The sequence below is a fragment of the Sphingomonas sp. Leaf357 genome, assembly GCF_001423845.1.
Lineage (GTDB): Bacteria > Pseudomonadota > Alphaproteobacteria > Sphingomonadales > Sphingomonadaceae > Sphingomonas.
The window spans coordinates 608,009-626,186 of record NZ_LMPM01000001.1; the positions used below are offsets into that span (position 1 = coordinate 608,009).

Below are 18,178 nucleotides of genomic sequence, written 5' to 3' on the forward strand. Positions count from 1 at the left end.
AGATCGGAGGCAAGGCCATGCGCTATGATGGCGAACACAAGACCGTGACCCGCGCCCGCGTGTTGAAGGAGGCGGCGCGCGAAATCCGGGCCAAGGGGCCGGCGGGGGTTGCGGTCGGCGGAGTGATGGCGCGGGCGGGGCTGACCCATGGTGGATTCTACGCGCATTTCGCGTCCAAGGACGATCTGATCGCGGAAGCGATCGGCACGATGTTCGAAGATGCGCGTGCACGTTTCGATCGTGGCTTGGCCGAACGCGATCCGGCCGCCGCCTTGTCGTCCTATGTGGATTTCTATCTCTCGTCGGCGCACCGCGATGCGCGGGAACATGGCTGCCCGCTGGCTGCTTTGGCCTCCGATCTTCCGCGCCTTGGCACGATCTCGCGGGAGCGGTTCGGCAGGGGGACGGCGACGCTGACCAGTTGGTTGGCGGACACGCTCGATCGCCATGGGGTGGCCGATCCGTTGGCGACGGCTTCGGCGATGCTTTCGCAACTGGTGGGTGCGCTGGCGCTCGCGCGATCGGTTGCCGAGCCGGAGCAGTCCGATGCGATCCTCGGCGCGGCGAAAATGGACCTCAAGCATCGTCTGAAACTGGGCGTGCGGACATGACCGGTCTCGAGCAGTTACGCACGATGATCGCGACCGATAACCAGCCGCCGATCGGCCGTACGCTCGATTTTGCACTGATCGAGGTGGGTGACGGTCACGCGGTGTTCGTCGGTCATCCGGACGCGCGGACCTACAATCCGCTTGGCACGGTCCATGGCGGTTATGCTGCGACTCTGCTCGATTCGGCTTGCGGCATCGCCACACATTCGAAGCTCGCCGAGGGCCAGAGCTATACCACCCTGGAGCTGAAGGTGGCCTATCATCGAGCGATGACGGCGGCGACCGGGCCGATCCGCGCCGAGGGCAAGATCCTGTCGGTCGGGCGTCGCGTCGCCTTTGCCGAGGCCAGGATCGTCGATGCGGCGGGCAAGTTGATGGCATCCGCGACATCGACGCTGCTGGTCATCACGCCATGACGGCCGTGACCGCCAAGGCCCTGCAGACCGATGCGCCGAGGACCGACGCCCAGCCCAGGCGACGCAGCTCCGGGGTGCGCCGACCGATAATCATCGGGCTGATCGCAGCGGCGATCGCCGCTGCCGGCCTGTTCTACCTGCTCGGGCCGCGCACCAGCGAAGTGACCGACAACGCTTTCGTAAAGGCCGACAGCACGTCCGTCGCGCCGCGGGTCGGCGGGCTGATCGCCGAGGTGCTGGTGCGCGATAATCAGATCGTGCGCGCGGGCGATCCGCTGATCCGGATCGACGCGCAGGAATACGATGCGCGGCGCGCGGCGGCGGAGGCCGGCGTCGCCGATGCCGCTGCCGGCGTCGCCACCGCACGCGCGGCGCTTGCCGCGCTTGCTGCCGACGAGGGGCTGGCCGCGGCGCGGGTGCGTGTCGCGCGTACGTCGATCGGATCGGCGGAGGCCGAATATGCCCGCGCGGCGAGCGATCGCACCCGGTTCGAGGCTCTTGTCGGCCTAGGTTTCGCCACGCGCCGCGACGCCGAACGCGTGCGCGCCGATGCGATCGGGGCGGACGCCGCGCGGGACCGGTCGCGCGCCGATCGCGATGTGACGCTCGAGCAGGCCGCGGTCGCGCATGCCCGCCGCCCGGTGCTGGTGGCCGAACTGGCGCGCGCGCAGGCCGCGGAAGCCCGCGCCCGCGCCACGCTGGCGCTATCGCGGCAAGATAGTGATTTCACTCTGATCCGGGCGCCCATTTCCGGCGTGGTCGGCAATCGCCAGGCCCAGACCGGCGATTTCGTGCAGCCGGGCACGCGATTGCTTACGATCGTGCCGACCCGGGGCTATTTCGTGATCGCCAACTTCAAGGAGACCCAGACGCGGCACATGAGTGTCGGCCAGCCGGCATCAATCTCCGTCGATGCCCTGGGCGGCGGCGAGTTGACCGGCCGGGTCGAGAGTTTTGCGCCGGCATCGGGTTCGGAATACGCCTTGCTGCCGTTCGAGCCGGGTTCCGGCAATTTCACCAAGATCGTGCAGCGCATTCCGGTCCGGATCCGGCTCGATCCCGATCAGGCCATGCTCGGCCGGCTGCGGTCGGGCCTGTCGGTTACGGCTCGGGTGCGGGTGCAGTAACCGGGCCGTACGCGGTACGATCGGGACGGCTGCTGGCCGATCCGATCCTCTTCAGTGCAACATCGCCAGCCTGATGGCGTCGCCCATCGCGCGGTATCCCGCATCGTTCGGATGCAGCCAGTCCCCGGACTGCAATTCCGCTCGCAGACGTTTCGGCCTGGACGGGTCGCGCATCGCCGCGTCGAAATCGATCGTGCCGTCAAACTCCCCCGACCCGAGAATCCAGCGGTTGACGGCAGTACGGACCAGATCGCCCTGCGGTCGATAATAGGCCGCGCCCTCATAGGGGAGGATCGTTCCGCCGATAATCCTGATGCCCTTGGCATGCGCGCGTACGATGATTTGGCGATAGCCCTCGATCAACGTCTCCGCGTCGATGGGCGTGGCCCGGGCCTGGCCGATATCGTTCACGCCCTCGAGCATGATAATGGTGCTGACGCCGGGAACGGACAGTACGTCGCGATCGAACCGCGCGACCGCGCTCTGGCCGAACAGCGCGATGGCACCGTCGGCCAGAATGCGATTGCCGCCGATGCCGGCATTCACGACGCCGTGGCCGGCATATCGCGGGTCGGCGGCAAGGCGCTCCGCAAGCCGATCCGGCCAACGCTGATCCTGATCGACGCTCGACAGATAGCCGTCGGTAATGGAATCGCCGAAGGCAACGATGACGGGTCTCGCACGCGGCCCGCCGACATCGACCTCGGAAATAAATGCGCGGGCGATAAACGTCGCGACCGGCGAAAAATCCTTGCCGCTGAAATCGCCCGGCGGCGACACCGTGGCGGTCTGTCCGCCGATCGCGTGGCACGTGCACAGTCCGGTATCTTCGGGGAAGAACAGGCTGATCCGCAGTCGCGCGCGTGCCGGCACCGGCAGCTTGACGGCATCGCTGACCCATGGCGCACCGGGCGGGATCACGACCTCGCCACGCCCGCCAAAGGTCACGATCCGGTCCGTGCCGCCGATCACCCGGCCTGTCGGATCGACCAACGCGATATGCGCGGCACCGATCTTGAGCGGGTTCCTGCCATATTCGTTGGTCAGCCGCAGCCGGAGCTCGTCGCCACCGACACTCAGGCGCACGATCTGGCTGACGGTCTGGTTGTTGAAGGCGCGCGCCATGGCGGCGGCAGGCAGCCCCGGCGCCGATGCCAAGGGCGGTGCAGGCGACGCCGCCCAACTCGCCGACCACACGGGCCGAGACCGTGGAACGGCGGGGCTGGCCGCCAGCGTGGAGACGATCAGCGCGAAGGCCACCGTACGTAAAGACATCACGTTCTCGCTTTCACTTTAATCCATTCGGTCAGTTCGATCCGGATCGTCACCGCTCAGTTCCGGTCGACAGGCATGGCTCGCGCGTGCTTGCCGAGCTTCGCCAGCCGAGGCGGCGGCCCACGCCGCCAAGCGGCCAAGGGCTGTCCCACGCGTAACGGTCGAGAGGTCGTCTCCAGCGTTCGTCGGTATCCATCGCCGCAACCTAAATCGTATCGTTATCTAGCCGGACGGAATCGATCGGGCTACCGGCACCGATGGTTTCTGATAGGTGCGGCCTTGGCAAGCGCTCTTCAAACGGAAATGGGAAGACATTACGCCTTGCGACAGCGCGACGACCTGAAGCCGGGTCCAAGTTGGCGTGTCGGTCAAAGACATCTGCCGAGCGGCCGAGAACTTGCGACGCCTTGCAACCCCGGGCTGCAACGTTATTCCCTCATTCGATCGCAGACCGCGGCGGCAAGTTGTCTTTCCGCTAGCCCGACTGAACGACGAACTTTGGAAATTGCGCCGGACCGCCGAACTTGGGTCGTCGGCGAGCGGGCGAGGGCAGCTTTTTCGAGTGAAAAGACCTAATCGCCCAGCGTGCCGCCGCGCCGCTCCAATCACACGCGGAAAGTCTCGGGCCGTGTCCATCAGCTCGACCTGAACCGGTCGGTTGGTCTTGTGCTGCGGAACCGTTTTGCCCGTCGATGATCGTCGATCGGTCGACCCCGGTGTCGCTGCGGCCTCTTCTGCCGGTCACGCTATGATCTGCGATACAGGGAGGCTAGAGACAATGTTCCGGAGCCTGTCCGGTGTCGGGGGACAAATGTCTGTATTGCAGCGAAACAATGTGCGGATCGCCGGGGGCGGCAAGCGTGCGATGGTGTTCGCGCACGGATTCGGCTGCGACCAGAATATGTGGCGTCTCGTCGCGCCGGCGTTCGAGCGCGACTTCCGAACGGTGCTGTTCGATCAGGTCGGGGCCGGGGGGTCCGATCTGTCGCTCTACGATCCCGTGCGATACGGCACGCTTGCCGGCTATGCAGCCGATCTCATCGAAATCGCCACCGAACTCGACCTGCGCGACGCGGTTTTTGTAGGGCATTCCGTGAGCGCGATGATCGGGGTACTTGCCTCGCTTCTCGATCCGTCGCTGTTCGCCGATCTCGTTCTGGTCAGTCCGTCGCCCCGCTATATCGATGACGGCGCCTATCGCGGCGGCTTCACCGCATCGGATATCGACGAACTGCTGGCTTCGCTGGCGGACAATCATCTCGGCTGGTCCGCGATGATGGCGCCGGTCATCATGGCCAACCCGGACCGGCCCGAGCTCGGCGAGGAACTGACCAACAGTTTCTGTCGGACCGATCCGGCTATCGCCCACGATTTCGCGCGTGTGACTTTCACCTCCGACAATCGCGCCGACCTTGCGAAGGTCACTGCACGAACGCTCATCCTGCAATGTCGCGAGGACACGATAGCACCCGTCGAAGTGGGGGAGTATGTCCGCGACCATATTCCGGGCAGCGAGATGGTGCTGCTGGATGCCACCGGGCATTGCCCCAATCTCAGTGCACCCGAAGACGTCATCGCCGCGATCCGCGCCTTTGTCTGAGCCAGGCCCCGACAGGCATAACGCCGACGACGTGCCCTGCGGTCTCTTGTCGCTGCTGCCCGATGGCAGGATCGCCTCCGCCAATCGGCGGCTGGCGGAGTGGATCGGTTACGCTGCGAACGATCTCCCAGGCATGCGGTTTCAAGACCTGCTGAGCGTGCCCGCGCGTATCTTCCACGAGACGAACATCTCTCCGTTGCTGCGGATGCAGGGGTTCGTCGACGAGGTGGCGATGGATCTGGTCGCGCGCGATGGAAGCAGGATCCAGACGCTGATGAACGCCGCCGAGCGCCGGGACGTGACCGGTGGCCTTGCGCGCATCGATCTGGCGATTTTCAAGGCAACCGAACGTCGCCGTTACGAGCGCGCGTTGATCGAGGCGAAGAACGCGACCGACCGCGCCGTGCTCGCCGAGCAGGAGGCGTCGCAGTTGCGCGAACAGTTCATAGCGGTGCTCGGCCATGACCTGCGCAACCCGCTGGCATCGATCAGCAGCGGCGTCCGGTTGCTGACGGAAGGCGAGATCGTCAGCCCCAAAGGGCGGCGAATCCTGTCTCTGATGCTGGGCAGCGTGCTGAGAGCGTCCGATCTGATCGACAATGTTCTCGATTTCGCGCGCGGCCGGCTCGGCGGCGGCTTGACGTTGAGCCGGGACGCCTCGGCGCCACTCGCTCCGGTGCTTGAGCAGGTTATCGCGGAGATCGTGTCGGTGTCGCCGGACAGGCGGATAGAGACCGAGATCGCGATCGGGGAGGACGTGGATTGCGACCGCGTTCGGCTCGGGCAACTGCTGTCCAACCTCCTGGGTAACGCCGTCACTCACGGATCGAAAGCCGACCCGATCCACGTTCGGGCGGCGACTCTGGACGGCGTGCTCGAAATCTCCGTGGCCAACGGAGGGCGACCGATCGATAAGGTCACGCGCGAAAAGCTGTTTCAGCCCTTTTTCAGAGGCGAGCTTCGACCCAACCAGGTTGGGCTCGGGCTCGGCCTGCACATCGCTTCCGAAATCGCCAAGGCGCACGATGGAACGCTTGAGGTGACTTCGGACGAGCACCAAACGCGCTTCACATTTTCGATGCCGTTGACGAGACAGCCGCCGGGTTAGGCCGCGAACGCCATCTTGCGAAAGGCAGCACCGATCGCGGGTCGGTCCATCGGCTTGCGGAAGACCAGTCCCGGCGGCGCGCACGGCAAGCAGGCCTCCGGTGTCGCCGTCACGAAGATCACGGGGATCGCCCCGAGTTCACCGCAGATCGCCTTTACTGCAAGCGGGCCCGTGCCTTCGAGCAGCGATACGTCCGACAGGATGAAATCGGGCCGGATGGTGCGGGACGCATCGATCGCACCCCGCTGGCTATCGGCGAAGCTGAACGTCAGCGCACCGTAGCGCCCAAGCAGGTCTTCCAAATCGAGCGCGATAAGCGGCTCGTCCTCGATGATCAGCACATGGCACAAACCGCTTCTCCAGACCCAAGCCACCCCAACGCGTCAGCTATGGGATCGGGCACATTGCGCACTGCGGTGGGGTGCGTGAAGGCTCGTCGACATCATGACGGGCAGAATTTGGCGGCGGAAAACGACGTGATGAACAGGAGTCGGGCGGTTGCGGCTAGTCCGTTTTCTCTCGCGTACCGTAAAAAGCCGCTGGCGTTCGGACGGCGGCTTTGGCCACCCACCCACGCTGAATATCGCAAATCCTATATGCATAAAATACGGCAAGCCTCACCTCGAGCGAAGTGGGTGGCCAGAAAAGGGGAATATATTCGCGACGACGCCCGGTCCGGCACAATTTTAACAGGCAAGTTCCGCTGCCCTCGACCGAGCAGGGGGGCTGAGGTGGACCGCTCGCTTTACAGCCGCGCGACCGCCGCTGCTGACGATGAACTGGCTGGAACGTTGTGAAAGCCGGCCGACTTCCGACACCAGATTGCGCGCGGCGGCCGAGGTTTGCTCGACCATGGCGGCATTCTGCTGGGTGGATCGGTCCATCGTGCCGATCGCGGCGGAGATTTCGGTGATCGCGGCGGACTGTGCCTGATTGTCGCTCGCCATGCGGGCGACGAGGCGGTGGACCTCGCCGACATCGTCGGAGATCGTCACCAGCGCGTCGTCCACCTTGTGAACCGCATCGACGGCAGTGACGATATCGGCCTGGGTCACGGTCAGTTGGTCGCGCGCTGTCTTGGCCTCCTCCTCGGCGCGCATCGCCAGGGCCGAAACAAGGTCCGCGACCACTGCGAAGCCACGCCCGGCCTCGCCCGCGCGCCCGGCCTCGACCGCAGCGTTCATTGCCAGAACGCGGGTCTGGAACGCGATCTTGTCGAGCCCTTCGATCACGGCATCGATGCCCTTGGCACTGCCGGATACCCGCCCCATCGCCTGTACGGCCTTGTCCGCGACGTCCCGCCCGTCGCTGACGATGGTCAATGCCTGATCGGTGCGTTCCGCCGTCTGGGCCGCCGCCGTGGCGCTGGTCCGCAACCGGCCGTCCATCTGCGCCACCGACGCGGCGGTCTGCTCCAGGCTGGCGGCATTGCTTTCGGTGCGCCGCGCGAGATCCTCGGACGCCTCGGCGATCTCGTTCGACCCGGTGTGGATCGTGGTCGCGCTTTCACCGACCGCTGCGATCAGCGTTCGCAGATTGCCGAGCGCGTCGTTGAAATTGCTTTTCAACGACGCGTATTCCGCCGGAAAATCGATCGAGATGCTGGCCGTCAGATCGCCCGTCGACAGCGTCGCGAGCTGGTCGCTGAGCGTTTCCACCACCAGCTTCTGTTCGGCATCCGAACGCGCCTTGCGGGCATCGTCGGCCTGCTTGCCGCGGGCCGCATCCTGGAAGACGACGACGGCGCGGGCCATGTCGCCAAGCTCGTCGCGGCGGACGATGTCGGGGACGGCGAGATCGTGCTGGCCCGTGGCGAGCTCCGCCATGGATTTCGTCAGGCGCGTGATCGGTCGCGCGATCGCCTGGCTCAACACCACCGCCAGGCCAGTCGCCAGGCCGATCAGGGCCAGGCCGCCGATGATCAGCGCGATCGTCGCGGTGGCGATGGCTTTGTCCTGCTGCGCGGAATTGTCCTCGATGTTCTTGGTTTCGGTCGCACGGAGTTCGCGCAAGGGGATCGCGACCTTGCTGACCAGCACCTTGTCGCCGGCCGCGCGCACTTCCGCCTGGGCTTCCTCGCGCCCGCCGTCCCGCACGCGCTCGATCAGCCGATCGCCCCAATTCTTCCGCCATGCCAAGGTCTCGCTACGCGACTGGACGACCAGTGCCCGGCGCGCGGGATCGGTCAGCAAGCCTTCCAGCTCGACCGACGTCTTGTCGTATTCGTCGCGCGCTTCGTTGTAGGATTTGAGGTACGTCGCGTCCGACGTCACCAGGAAGCCACGGAACTGGCTGTTCTGACGCAGCATCGAGGTTTCCAGCGTCAACGCCTTGGCGAAGATCGACTGACTGAGGTTGTTCTTCTCGGTCGATTCGCGGATCTGGCTGATATTCGTGAAGAACACCAACATCATGATCGCGGCCGCCGCGCTGACGGCGATGAAGGAAAGACCCAGCTTTCGCGGGATGCTGAGAGCGGTCAACATGGCCATATGCTCCGGGTAAGGTTGGCGTTCGAAGGAAAAGTCGGTCGGGACGAGGTCATGGACCGGTCCAGTCGATCCAGGCGGCATAGGCATGGCAGCGGGCGAGATCGCGCTTGATGCCGCCGGGCCAACTCGTCGTCTGCAGCACCACGTCCGTGCGATCGGCGTTCCATTCGTATTGGATCCACACCAGGGGGCGTTTCGCACTGGCCCGGCCGGCGGCGGCCTGGATCGCGCTTGCCACCCGCGCTCGATCGTCGGCGTGAAGATATTGCAGCACCATCGAATGGAACACGACGCGGCAGACGCCTTCGTCCTGCGGACCGAGCAGCTGCCGTTCGATCCAGTCCGCGGCAGTGCCCCGGTCGATGCGCGGCGGATGATCGCGGGCGATCGCCAGCGCACGTTCCAGACGCTCGGCGCGTTCCGGCTGGTCGGCCCAGACATAGGCCAGCAACCGTTCGCGCGTGGCCGCGTCGGCGGGATCGAGCGGATCGATATCGACGCCCCGCGCGGACACCACGTCGATCGCCGCGGGCCGGATTGCCGGCCCGGTCCAGTGCGGCGAAAGCCGGACGTTGGATGCGGAGTCTCCGATGACGACCCCGCCCAGATCGTAGGAATAGCGCGCAAGATTGAGGTTGAGGCCGGCGCTCGACCCGAGTTCGAGCAGTTCGAACGGCAGCCCGTGATCGGCGTGCGCCACCAGCAGCGCGAGAACAATCGCCGCCGACCGTCCGACCTCGTTGGTTTGCGGCGTACGTCGCATCCATGTCGCGATGAAATCGTCTTCCTGCGCCAGTGCCGCCGCGACCGGCCCATCGAAATCGCCGCCTTTGCGGGCGTAGAGCTCGCCGAGCGCCGGAACGCCGCCGCGCCGGGCCAGCGCGTGCAGCGCGCCGTTGAAGCGCATCGCCATTGCGGCGCGGGCGGGATCCCCTGGCCAGTTCGCGATCATTTGGCGTGTCGTCGGCGCATGGGAAAGCTGGCGCTGCCCCGCTTCCAATATCCGGGCCACGAACGGCGAGCCCAGTCTGCGGGCCACCGACGCCTGACGGATCAGCTCAGCTTCATTCACGCAGGCATGCATCATAGCGTTGTCGTCCACGTTTTCGGGAGCGGGGTCTGAATCATCGTCGTCCGCCGCATCGTCGGTTCGGCGCGGTCGGCGCTCGGAGCCCGGATTATGTTGGCCGCGCCCGACCGGCTCTGTCCCATCATCAGAAATCGAAACGGGCCGACGCGGACAGCGTGCGACCGTTCAGGACCTTGGCGCTCACGACCCCGTTCGCCGGGATCGTCGCGCTCAGGATGTTGGTGATCGCGATGGTGTCGAACAGATTGTTGGCGTTGAGCGAGAGCTGAAGCCGTCGCGCGAGCCGAAACTGCACGAACGCGTTGGTCGTGACGTATCCGGGCATCTTAAGCAGATTCGCATCCGCCGCGTAGCTGTCGGTGGTGCCGATGAACACCGCGCCGATGTCGAAGCGATCGGTCGTGATCTGCGGCGTGGCCTGGAAGATCAGATCCGCCTGATGACGCGGGACGTTCCCGACGATCTCCGGGCTGACACCGTCGGCGACGATCCTCGCCTTGGTGTAGGTCGCGCCGGCGGTCAGACTGAAGATGCCATGCCGGTAGCCGCCTTCGAACTCGGCGCCGATCGCACGATATCGGCGGGCGATCGGCTGGCCGTTCGTCGTATCGATATTCGTGTCCTGTGCCTTGGCCCAGAAGCCGGTCAGGTTCAGCGTCAGGCCGGCATCGCGGTATTTCGCGCCGATCTCTGCCTGTTGGACGGGATCATAGACCGCGTCGGGGAGGTTGAGACCGCCGGTGGTGGCGCTGACGATCGGCGAAAACAGGATCCGGTCGGCATTGGCGCGCGCACCGCGGCTATAGCGCCCGAAGACCGAGAAGGGTTCGGCGATGCGGACGTTGACGCCGGCCGAATAGGACAGGTACCGGTAGGCGTAATCCACCGGTGCCGGAGCCGTGAGCGGCGTGACGCCGACCTTGGTTTCCGCCGGCGAGAGGACGCCGTCGCCATTCATGTCGCGCGACACCACGCCGATCCGTCCGCCGCCCAGCTCCGACCCGAAGATCGACCCTCGGGCACTGCCGACATCGTAGCGCAGGCTGCCGCCGATCGCGACTTTGCCGATATGATAGTTGAGCGAGGCGAACGGCGCATTGACGCCGTAATCGACGCGAAGCCGCCGTCGCAGCGAGGCGGGCGCGAAGGCGAAGGTATAGGATCCCACGCCATTCGACGTCGTCTGCACCCCGGCGGCGGTGGCGACGTCGATCAGCGCGGCATTGCCGCCGCCGCGCACCTCGATCAGTTGCGTGGTCCACAGCGTGTCTTGGTCGATCGCCTGTCGCGAGGCGTAGAAGCCTGCCGTCGTCGTCAGTTCGCCGCCGCCGATGTGCCAGGTCCGGCTGGCCCGTAGATCGTTGGTGACGTTGTCCATTCCGGCAAACGGGATGTTCTGGGTCGTCGCCGCCACCAGCAGGCCGTTGCCGTTCAGCGTCGTGGGATCGGCGATCGCGGTACCGGCCAGCGGCCCGCTGGCATAGCTCAGCCGCGCGCCCGGGCCGGCGAAGAACGCGGCCGGCTGCGCCGCGGGCAGGAAATTGGGATTGATCGCCGCCACCATCCGCCCGCCGATATCGGCGAAGCGGAACTTCTCGATCACCGTCCAGTCGCCGAGATCGATCCTGGCCTCCACCCCGAACGCCTTCACGACCGCATGCTGCCCTTCGCGCAGGTCCACGCTGGTCGGGGTGTTGTCGGCGCCCAACAGGGTGATCGACGGATTGTATCTCGACAGGAGCGTATCCCTGGTCGGATCGAAATTGGCGACGGCCGAATATTTGGGGTCGCCGTCGGTGCCTGAGACGCGCAGCGGCACATTGTCGTAATATGGCGAGCGATCGTCGAGATACTTGCCGTACAGGCGGATATAGCCGCCCGGGAACGTCTTGGTGACGTTCAGCTTGATCTGGCCGCCCTTCTGCGCGTCGTAGCCGGCGCGGCGCGGGCCTTCGCCCTGGCGGTAGAAGCCGCCGACGTGCAGGCGCAGGCTGTCGCTCAGATGCAGGCCATAGTCGAAATCGGCGCGATATTGGCGATAATCCAGGCCCGACGTCAGCGCGACCGCGCCGCCCTCGGTCTCGCCGGTCTTCGAAATGAAGTTGATGATGCCGCCCGGCGAGTTCGATGCGAAGGTCGAGGCCGAACCGCCGCGGATCACGTCGACCTGCTGGAGGCTGAGGTCGGCGCGCAGGAACATGTCGGCACCGGTGAAGGCGATGTCGCCGAACTCCAGCACCGGCAGACCGTCTTCCTCAAGCTGGACGAACTTGGCGCCCGACGAGGCGATCGGCAGGCCGCGGATCGAGATGTTGGCATTGCCCTCGCCGTTCGACGCCTCCGACCGCACGCCCGGAATGTCACGCATCAATTCGCCGATCGACTGCGGCGCCAGCTTGGCGATGTCGGCTTCGCGCAGCGAACTGGTCGAGGTCGCGCTGTCGAGACGGTCGCGCCCCTTGGCGACGCCGGTGGTGACCGTATCGGCATCCTTCCGCAACGGCGCGGGTCGAGCATCCGGCTCGACCGCGGTCGGTGCCGGATCGGCGTCGCGTGCATGGGCCTGGCCGGCGATGGCGAACAGGCTGGCACCCAGCAATAACGTGACTTTGTTCATAAACCCCCCGGTGAATATACAGGACATGGCCCCATGCCCGCGAACCTTGGATCGTCCGATCGCCGCATCGACGACGCGCGCCGGGACCGGCCGGCCCGATGCACAGGCCGGCGATCCCACCGCCGCCGGCCATCAAGTCGTTGCGATCAAGACTCTGATATCGTTAATGATTCGCGCGGCCGGTCGCTGCCGCGTCAAAAGTCGAGGCGCGCCGTCAACGCCGTGGTCCGGCCGTTCAGCACTCTGGCGTTCACCACCCCGCTCGCCGGGATGGCGGCGCTATCGACGCCGGTTAGCGCCGTCACGTCGAAGAGGTTGTTCGCGTTGAGCGACAATAGCAGGCGCTGCATCGGGCGGAACTGGACGAAGGCGTTGGTCGTGACGTAACCCGGCATCTTGAGCAGGTTGGTGTCCTGCGCATAGCTGCCGGTCGTGCCGATGAACACCGCGCCGAGGCTGAAGCGATCGGTCGTGAGCTGCGGCGTCGCCTGGAAGATGACGCTCGCCTGATGGCGCGGCACGTTGCCGATGACCGCCGCATTGACGCCGTCGGCGACGATGTTGGCCTTGGTGTAGGTCGCACCCGCCGTCAGGCCGAAAATGCCCCGGCGGATCCCACCTTCGAATTCGGCACCGTATGCGCGGTACTGGCGGCTGATCACCCCGCCGCCGCCGGTGTCGAGATTGGTATCCTGCGCCTTGGCCCAGAAACCGGTCAGGTTCAGCGTAAGCCCCGATCGACGGAATTTGGCGCCGATTTCGGCCTGGCGGACCGGATCGTACGCTGCATTGGGCACCAGCAGGCTACCGTCGATCTGACTGAGGCTCGGCGTGAACAGGATGCGGTCGGCCGAGGCGCGCGCGCCGCGGCTGTAGCGGCCGAACACCGCGAACGCGTCGGCGATCCGGTAGTTCACCCCGGCCGAATAGGACAAATAGCGATAATCATAGTCGAGCGGCGCCGGCGCGGAGAGCGGCGTGATGCCGACCCGGGTTTCCGCGATTGAAATTACGCCGTCGCCATTGATGTCGCGCGACACCCGGCCGACGCGACCGCCACCGGCGTCGGCCGAAAAGAGCGTGCCGTTGACGCTGCCGAAATCGTACCGCAGGCTGGCACCGATCGCGACCTTGCCGATATGGTAATTGACCGAACCGAACGGCGCATTGATGCCATAATCGATATAGGTGCGGCGGCGTGCCCGGCCGGGAGCGAAATAGATGTCGTAGGACAACACGCCGTCCAGCGTCACCGGCTGTCCGGCGGCGTTGGTGATGTTGACCAATGCCGCGCGACCGTCGCCGCGCACTTCCAGCAGCTTGGTGGTGAACATGACATTCGTGTCGATCGACTGGCGCGATGCGTAGAAGCCGGCCGTCGTGGTCAGTTCGCCACCGCCGATGTTCCAGGTCCGGCTCGCCCGGATATCGTTGGTGACGTTGGCGAGGCTGTCGATCCGCCGGTCCTGGAACGTCGTCGCGGCCAGCAGTCCGTTGCCGTTCAGTCCGGCGGGATTGGTGATGGCGGTGCCGGCCTGCGGACCGTTGGCATAGGACAGGGTCGCGCCGACGCCGCCATAGGTCGCCGCGGTGGCCGCCGCCGGCATGATGACCGGAGCGAGCGAACCGACGAACCGGCCGCCGATATCGGCGAAACGGAACTTTTCCATCACGGTCCAGCCACCGACATTCAACTGCGCTTCGACGCCCAACGATTTCACGATGGCGTGCTGCCCCTCGCGGACGTCGTCGGTGACGACCGAATTGTCCGGGCCGAGCAGAGTGAGCGACTGATTGTATCGGGACAGTATCGAATCCCTTGTGGGGTCGAAATTGGCAACGGCCGAATATTGCGGATCGCCGTTGGTACCCGTCACGCGCAATGGGACGGTTTCGTAATAGGGCGTACGATCGTCGAGATACTTGCCGTACAGGCGGATATAGCCGCCATCGAACGTCTTCGTGACGTTCATCTTGATCTGGCCGCCCTTTTGCGCATCGTAACCGGTGCGGCGTGGGCCTTCCCCCTGACGGTAGAAGCCCCCGACGTGCAGGCGCAACGTATCGCTGAGCTTCATCCCGTAATCGAAATCGGCGCGATACTGGTCGTAGTCGAGTCCCGTGCTGAGCGCGACCGCGCCGCCCTCGGTCTCGCCAGTCTTCGAAATGAAGTTGATGATGCCGCCCGGCGAGTTCGATGCGAAGGTCGAGGCCGAACCGCCGCGGATCACGTCGACCTGCTGAAGGCTGAGGTCGGCGCGCAGGAACATGTCGGCGGCGGTATACGCCATGTCGCCGAATTCGAGTACCGGCAGGCCATCTTCCTGCAACTGGACGAACTTGGCACCGGCCGTCGCGATCGGCAGGCCGCGGATCGAGATGTTGGCGTTGCCCTCGCCGTTCGACGCTTCCGACCGCACGCCCGGAATGTCGCGCATCAGTTCGCCGATCGACTGCGGCGCCAGCTTGGCGATATCGGCTTCGCGCAGCGAACTGGTCGAGGTCGCGCTGTCGAGACGGTCGCGCCCCTTGGCGACGCCGGTGGTGACCGTATCGGCATCCTTATGGGATGAAGCGGGCTGCGCGTCCGCATCGCCGGGGGCGGCCACCGGCATCGTTTCCGCCATGGCGGGCGTCATCACGCAAAATGGCGCAATTGCCGCGCTAAGATAAAAAAGTTTCATCGAGTCCCCCGATATGCATCCCGTCCGCAACGATGCGCGGTCATCGCTGCCATGATAGGATAGGTTTCGATCGGGTGGTCGATCTCGCTCGATTTTTGCAGTAACGGCAAGTATTCAGGAGCTGCGAGATCACGAGCACCAGCCGTGAAATCGCATGCTCGGACATCGCCTGTCGAAAAACGGAGTTGGCGTTTCACGGCCTTGGCAGCATGCTTCCACCAGCTTTTGAGCTTGGGGATGGAATTCAATGAGAATCGTTCGCGCTTCGGTGCGCAGCTGCGGCTTGCAACGCGCTTTTATGGCGATTGCGACGGTTCGTCGATGCGTGTGATACTAGGATAGACGACATTACGTCGACGATGATGTGCTGCGAAATCCTTTTGAATTGCCGACACTGACGCGACCTGCATGGGATCGACGCGATAGCCATGGCGGGACGATCTGGGGATTTTGGATCGCGATGGCCCATCCGGCGCGGCCGGCCGATGTCCTCCAGTACAACCAGCCGATAATTTGCGCTAGGAAGGTGCGGTCCCTATTGCGGAAAACTCACGGTTCGGCGCCCAGACTTACCCGTCCAGCGGCATGCCGCTCCAGCCGCCCGGCCAATTCCAGCTCGAGCAAGACGGTCTGCACGATCGCCGGTGGCAATCCGGATTGCCGGATCAGCTCGTCGACCGAAACCGGCACCGGCCCCAGCAACGACACCAGATCGCGCCGCTCGAGGTCGCTTGCATCCTCGGGCGGCGGGCCGTCGAAGCGGGTGCCGGGAGACCGCACCATGCGCGCGTCGATCGGGCGGATCGTCTCCAATATGTCGGCGGCGGACTGGATCAGGATCGCGCCGTCGCGAATGAGACCGTTGCACCCCTGCGCCCGCGGATCGAGCGGGGAACCGGGCACGGCCATGACCTCGCGTCCAGCCTCGCCGGCCAGTCGCGCGGTGATCAGCGAGCCCGATTTCGGCGCGGCCTCGACCACCAGAGTTCCGACCGAAAGTCCGGCGATGATACGGTTGCGATACGGGAAGTGGCGCGCCCGCGGTTCCGTGCCGGGCGGTTGCTCGGCGATCAGCAGGCCCTCGGTGGCGATCCGCTCCTGCAGGTCGGCATTCTCGGGCGGATAGATCATGTCGATGCCCCCGGCGATGACGCCGATCGTGCCGCCGCCCGACTGTCTCTGGTCGATCGCTCCGACATGCGCCGCCGTATCCACGCCCCGTGCCAGTCCGGAGACCACCGCTACGCCGTGATCGGCCAGCTGAAAGGCCAATTGTCTCGCGAACCGGCACGCGGCGGCCGAGGCGTTGCGCGCGCCGACCATTGCCACGGTCGTCCGTCGGAGCAGCCCGGCATCGCCGCGCACGGTCAGCACCGGCGGCGCATCGTCCAGTTCGGCGAGCAATCCCGGATAGTCCGCATCCTCGACGAACAGATGCCGCGCGCCGAGCTTCGCCACCGCCGTCAGTTCGCGCTCGGCCAACGCGGCGGGCGCGACCACCGGTGCCCGTCCGCCGCCGCGCCGTGCGAGACCGGGCAGCGCCTCGATCGCGGCACCGGCATTGCCGAAACGCGCGATCAGTTGGCGGTAGGTGACTGGGCCGATCTGGGCAGTACGGATCAGGCGGATGCGCGAAACGGCATCCGCATCAGCCATTCTTGCGCCCGATCCGGGGTTCGGTGCCGCTCAGCAGCCGGTCGATATTCTCGCGATGTTTCCACAGCACGAGCAGCCCGAGCGCGACCAGCAGGAACACGATGTCGAACCGCCCGAACAGCGCTGCGCTGACCGGCGCACTTACCGCCGCCGCCATCCCCGCCAGCGAGGAAATGCGCAGGGCCGCGAGCAACCCGAGCCACACCAGGGCATAGACCAGGGCACTCGGCCAACACAGCGCGAGGACGATGCCCATCAACGTCGCCACGCCCTTGCCGCCGTGGAACTTCAGCCACACCGGGAACAGGTGCCCGAGGAACGCCGCGGCCGCCGCCAGCACGCCGGTGCCGGGCCAGAGCTGCTCGCACAGCATCACCGCCGCCCAGCCTTTCGCCGCATCGAGCAGCAGGGTCGCCGCCGCCAGCCCCTTGCGTCCGGTGCGCAGCACGTTGGTCGCGCCGATATTGCCCGATCCGATCGCCCGCAGATCGCCCGCGCCACCCAGGCGCGTCAGGATCACTCCAAATGGAATCGAGCCGAGCAGATAGCCCAGCAGCAGCGCGCAGGTCGGCGCGATCCAGAGAATTTCGGTCTGCAAGATGCGCGCGGCCCCCTTATGTTCGCGTATAGCGGCGGACGCGCGCCGTGCCAACATCTCCTATCGACAGCCATGCCCGTTCGCCTAAACGCGGATCATGGCCGACATCCGACCGATCCTGTTCTTCGATTCCGGCGTCGGCGGCCTGTCGGTTCTCGGCCCCACCCGTGCGCTGCTGCCGAACGCGCCGTTCGTCTATGCCGCCGATTCGGCCGGCTTCCCTTATGGCACCAAGACCGAGCGCGAGATCGCGGTGCGCGTGCCGGCCTTGCTCGGGCGGCTGGCCGAGCGTTATCGCCCGCGCCTGATCGTCATCGCCTGCAACACCGCCTCGACCATCGCGCTGGCCGACGTGCGCGCGGCGCTCGATCTGCCGATCGTGGGCACGGTGCCCGCGATCAAACCGGCGGCGGAGACCAGCATCACGCGCACGATCGGCGTGCTCGGCACCGAGGCGACGGTACGCCAGCCTTATGTCGACGATCTCGCCGCGCGATTTGCCGCCGATTGCGTGGTGCTCCGCCATGGTTCGGCCGAACTGGTGCAGCTCGCCGAGGCCAAGCTGCACGGCTGCGCGACGGATCCTGCGCGCTATGCGGCGATCCTGCACGGGCTGTTCGGCCAGTCCGGCGGCGATCGGATCGACACGATCATCAACGCCTGCACGCATTTCCCGCTGGTCGCCGAAGAGCTGGCCGCCGCCGCGCCGTCCGGCGTCCGCTTCATCGATGGCAGCGCGGGGATCGCGCGTCGCGTCCTGGCGCTGACGCGGGGGCAGGACTGGCCGGAGCATCCGGGAGAAGGTATTGCCGTCTTCACGCGGTTCGACCCGGCGGCGGAAGCGCTCGCCCCGGCACTGGCACGGTTTGGGCTCCATGCGCTCGAGGCGCTTTGAACATCGGAC

General features: G+C 65.8%; 14 protein-coding genes. 6 read left to right on the plus strand and 8 right to left on the minus strand.

Going from position 1 to position 18,178, the window contains the following annotated elements:
* The first annotated feature begins 17 nt into the window (after positions 1-17).
* Genes ASG11_RS02905 through ASG11_RS02915 form a run of 3 tightly spaced genes read left to right on the plus strand, consistent with a single transcriptional unit; the run spans position 18 to position 2,154 of the window.
* Complete coding sequence (locus tag ASG11_RS02905; RefSeq protein WP_055774945.1) at positions 18-611, plus strand: TetR/AcrR family transcriptional regulator; 594 nt, start codon at positions 18-20, stop codon at positions 609-611.
* The gene (locus ASG11_RS02910) at positions 608-1,027 is read left to right on the plus strand and encodes a PaaI family thioesterase (protein WP_055774948.1); all 420 of its coding nucleotides are present in this window, start codon (positions 608-610) and stop codon (positions 1,025-1,027) included. Before ASG11_RS02905 ends, ASG11_RS02910 begins: the two co-directional genes overlap by 4 nt.
* Positions 1,024-2,154: an HlyD family secretion protein gene (locus tag ASG11_RS02915; RefSeq protein ID WP_082472556.1), complete on the plus strand. Its 1,131-nt coding sequence runs from the start codon at positions 1,024-1,026 to the stop codon at positions 2,152-2,154. Before ASG11_RS02910 ends, ASG11_RS02915 begins: the two co-directional genes overlap by 4 nt.
* A 51-nt stretch (positions 2,155-2,205) precedes the next feature.
* On the opposite strand, the gene ASG11_RS02920 is transcribed toward ASG11_RS02915, so the two are convergent.
* The gene (locus ASG11_RS02920) at positions 2,206-3,429 is read right to left on the minus strand and encodes an SGNH/GDSL hydrolase family protein (protein ID WP_055774950.1); all 1,224 of its coding nucleotides are present in this window, start codon (positions 3,427-3,429) and stop codon (positions 2,206-2,208) included.
* Positions 3,430-4,240: 811 nt separating this feature from the next.
* On the opposite strand from ASG11_RS02920, the gene ASG11_RS02925 reads away from it, so the two are divergent.
* Positions 4,241-5,029, plus strand: coding sequence for an alpha/beta fold hydrolase (locus tag ASG11_RS02925; protein ID WP_055774953.1), 789 nt, complete (start codon positions 4,241-4,243; stop codon positions 5,027-5,029).
* Positions 4,959-6,137, plus strand: coding sequence for a PAS domain-containing sensor histidine kinase (locus ASG11_RS02930; protein WP_082472557.1), 1,179 nt, complete (start codon positions 4,959-4,961; stop codon positions 6,135-6,137). Before ASG11_RS02925 ends, ASG11_RS02930 begins: the two co-directional genes overlap by 71 nt.
* On the opposite strand, the gene ASG11_RS02935 is transcribed toward ASG11_RS02930, so the two are convergent.
* The 7 genes from ASG11_RS02935 to plsY all read right to left on the minus strand — a co-directional run bounded on the left by ASG11_RS02935 (position 6,134) and on the right by plsY (position 17,274).
* Positions 6,134-6,478 (minus strand): response regulator, encoded by a 345-nt coding sequence (locus tag ASG11_RS02935; RefSeq protein WP_236697359.1) that lies wholly within the window; start codon positions 6,476-6,478, stop codon positions 6,134-6,136. The genes ASG11_RS02930 and ASG11_RS02935 overlap by 4 nt on opposite strands.
* Before the next feature lie 345 nt (positions 6,479-6,823).
* On the minus strand, positions 6,824-8,623 hold the full coding sequence (locus tag ASG11_RS02940) for a methyl-accepting chemotaxis protein (protein WP_082472766.1): 1,800 nt from the start codon (positions 8,621-8,623) through the stop codon (positions 6,824-6,826).
* 55 nt (positions 8,624-8,678) lie between these two features.
* Positions 8,679-9,716 carry a DUF2332 domain-containing protein gene (locus ASG11_RS02945; protein WP_156363625.1) on the minus strand — a complete coding sequence of 346 codons (1,038 nt, stop codon included), beginning with the start codon at positions 9,714-9,716 and terminating at the stop codon, positions 8,679-8,681.
* Between the two features lie 127 nt (positions 9,717-9,843).
* Positions 9,844-12,336 carry a TonB-dependent receptor domain-containing protein gene (locus tag ASG11_RS02950; RefSeq protein ID WP_055774965.1) on the minus strand — a complete coding sequence of 831 codons (2,493 nt, stop codon included), beginning with the start codon at positions 12,334-12,336 and terminating at the stop codon, positions 9,844-9,846.
* A 194-nt stretch (positions 12,337-12,530) separates the two neighbouring features.
* Positions 12,531-14,963 (minus strand): TonB-dependent receptor domain-containing protein, encoded by a 2,433-nt coding sequence (locus ASG11_RS02955; protein WP_236697360.1) that lies wholly within the window; start codon positions 14,961-14,963, stop codon positions 12,531-12,533.
* A gap of 606 nt (positions 14,964-15,569) precedes the next feature.
* Complete coding sequence (dprA, locus tag ASG11_RS02960) at positions 15,570-16,676, minus strand: DNA-processing protein DprA (protein ID WP_055774970.1); 1,107 nt, start codon at positions 16,674-16,676, stop codon at positions 15,570-15,572.
* Positions 16,669-17,274, minus strand: a complete 606-nt coding sequence (gene plsY, locus ASG11_RS02965) for a glycerol-3-phosphate 1-O-acyltransferase PlsY (RefSeq protein ID WP_055780150.1) — start codon at positions 17,272-17,274, stop codon at positions 16,669-16,671. Before plsY ends, dprA begins: the two co-directional genes overlap by 8 nt.
* A 97-nt stretch (positions 17,275-17,371) precedes the next feature.
* On the opposite strand from plsY, the gene murI reads away from it, so the two are divergent.
* Complete coding sequence (murI, locus tag ASG11_RS02970; protein WP_055774972.1) at positions 17,372-18,169, plus strand: glutamate racemase; 798 nt, start codon at positions 17,372-17,374, stop codon at positions 18,167-18,169.
* The last annotated feature ends 9 nt before the right edge of the window (positions 18,170-18,178 follow it).

Bases quoted from the DNA above. Each gene is read 5' to 3' on its own strand.
- ASG11_RS02955 (WP_236697360.1), bottom strand. From the start codon at position 14,963: ATGGCGGAAACGATGCCGGTGGCCGCCCCCGGCGATGCGGACGCGCAG.
- ASG11_RS02905 (WP_055774945.1), top strand. From the start codon at position 18: ATGCGCTATGATGGCGAACACAAGACCGTGACCCGCGCCCGCGTGTTG.
- ASG11_RS02915 (WP_082472556.1), top strand. From the start codon at position 1,024: ATGACGGCCGTGACCGCCAAGGCCCTGCAGACCGATGCGCCGAGGACC.
- dprA (WP_055774970.1), bottom strand. From the start codon at position 16,676: ATGGCTGATGCGGATGCCGTTTCGCGCATCCGCCTGATCCGTACTGCC.
- ASG11_RS02930 (WP_082472557.1), top strand. From the start codon at position 4,959: ATGCCACCGGGCATTGCCCCAATCTCAGTGCACCCGAAGACGTCATCG.
- ASG11_RS02945 (WP_156363625.1), bottom strand. From the start codon at position 9,716: ATGATGCATGCCTGCGTGAATGAAGCTGAGCTGATCCGTCAGGCGTCG.
- ASG11_RS02950 (WP_055774965.1), bottom strand. From the start codon at position 12,336: ATGAACAAAGTCACGTTATTGCTGGGTGCCAGCCTGTTCGCCATCGCC.
- murI (WP_055774972.1), top strand. From the start codon at position 17,372: ATGGCCGACATCCGACCGATCCTGTTCTTCGATTCCGGCGTCGGCGGC.
- ASG11_RS02920 (WP_055774950.1), bottom strand. From the start codon at position 3,429: ATGTCTTTACGTACGGTGGCCTTCGCGCTGATCGTCTCCACGCTGGCG.
- ASG11_RS02910 (WP_055774948.1), top strand. From the start codon at position 608: ATGACCGGTCTCGAGCAGTTACGCACGATGATCGCGACCGATAACCAG.
- ASG11_RS02940 (WP_082472766.1), bottom strand. From the start codon at position 8,623: ATGTTGACCGCTCTCAGCATCCCGCGAAAGCTGGGTCTTTCCTTCATC.
- ASG11_RS02925 (WP_055774953.1), top strand. From the start codon at position 4,241: ATGTCTGTATTGCAGCGAAACAATGTGCGGATCGCCGGGGGCGGCAAG.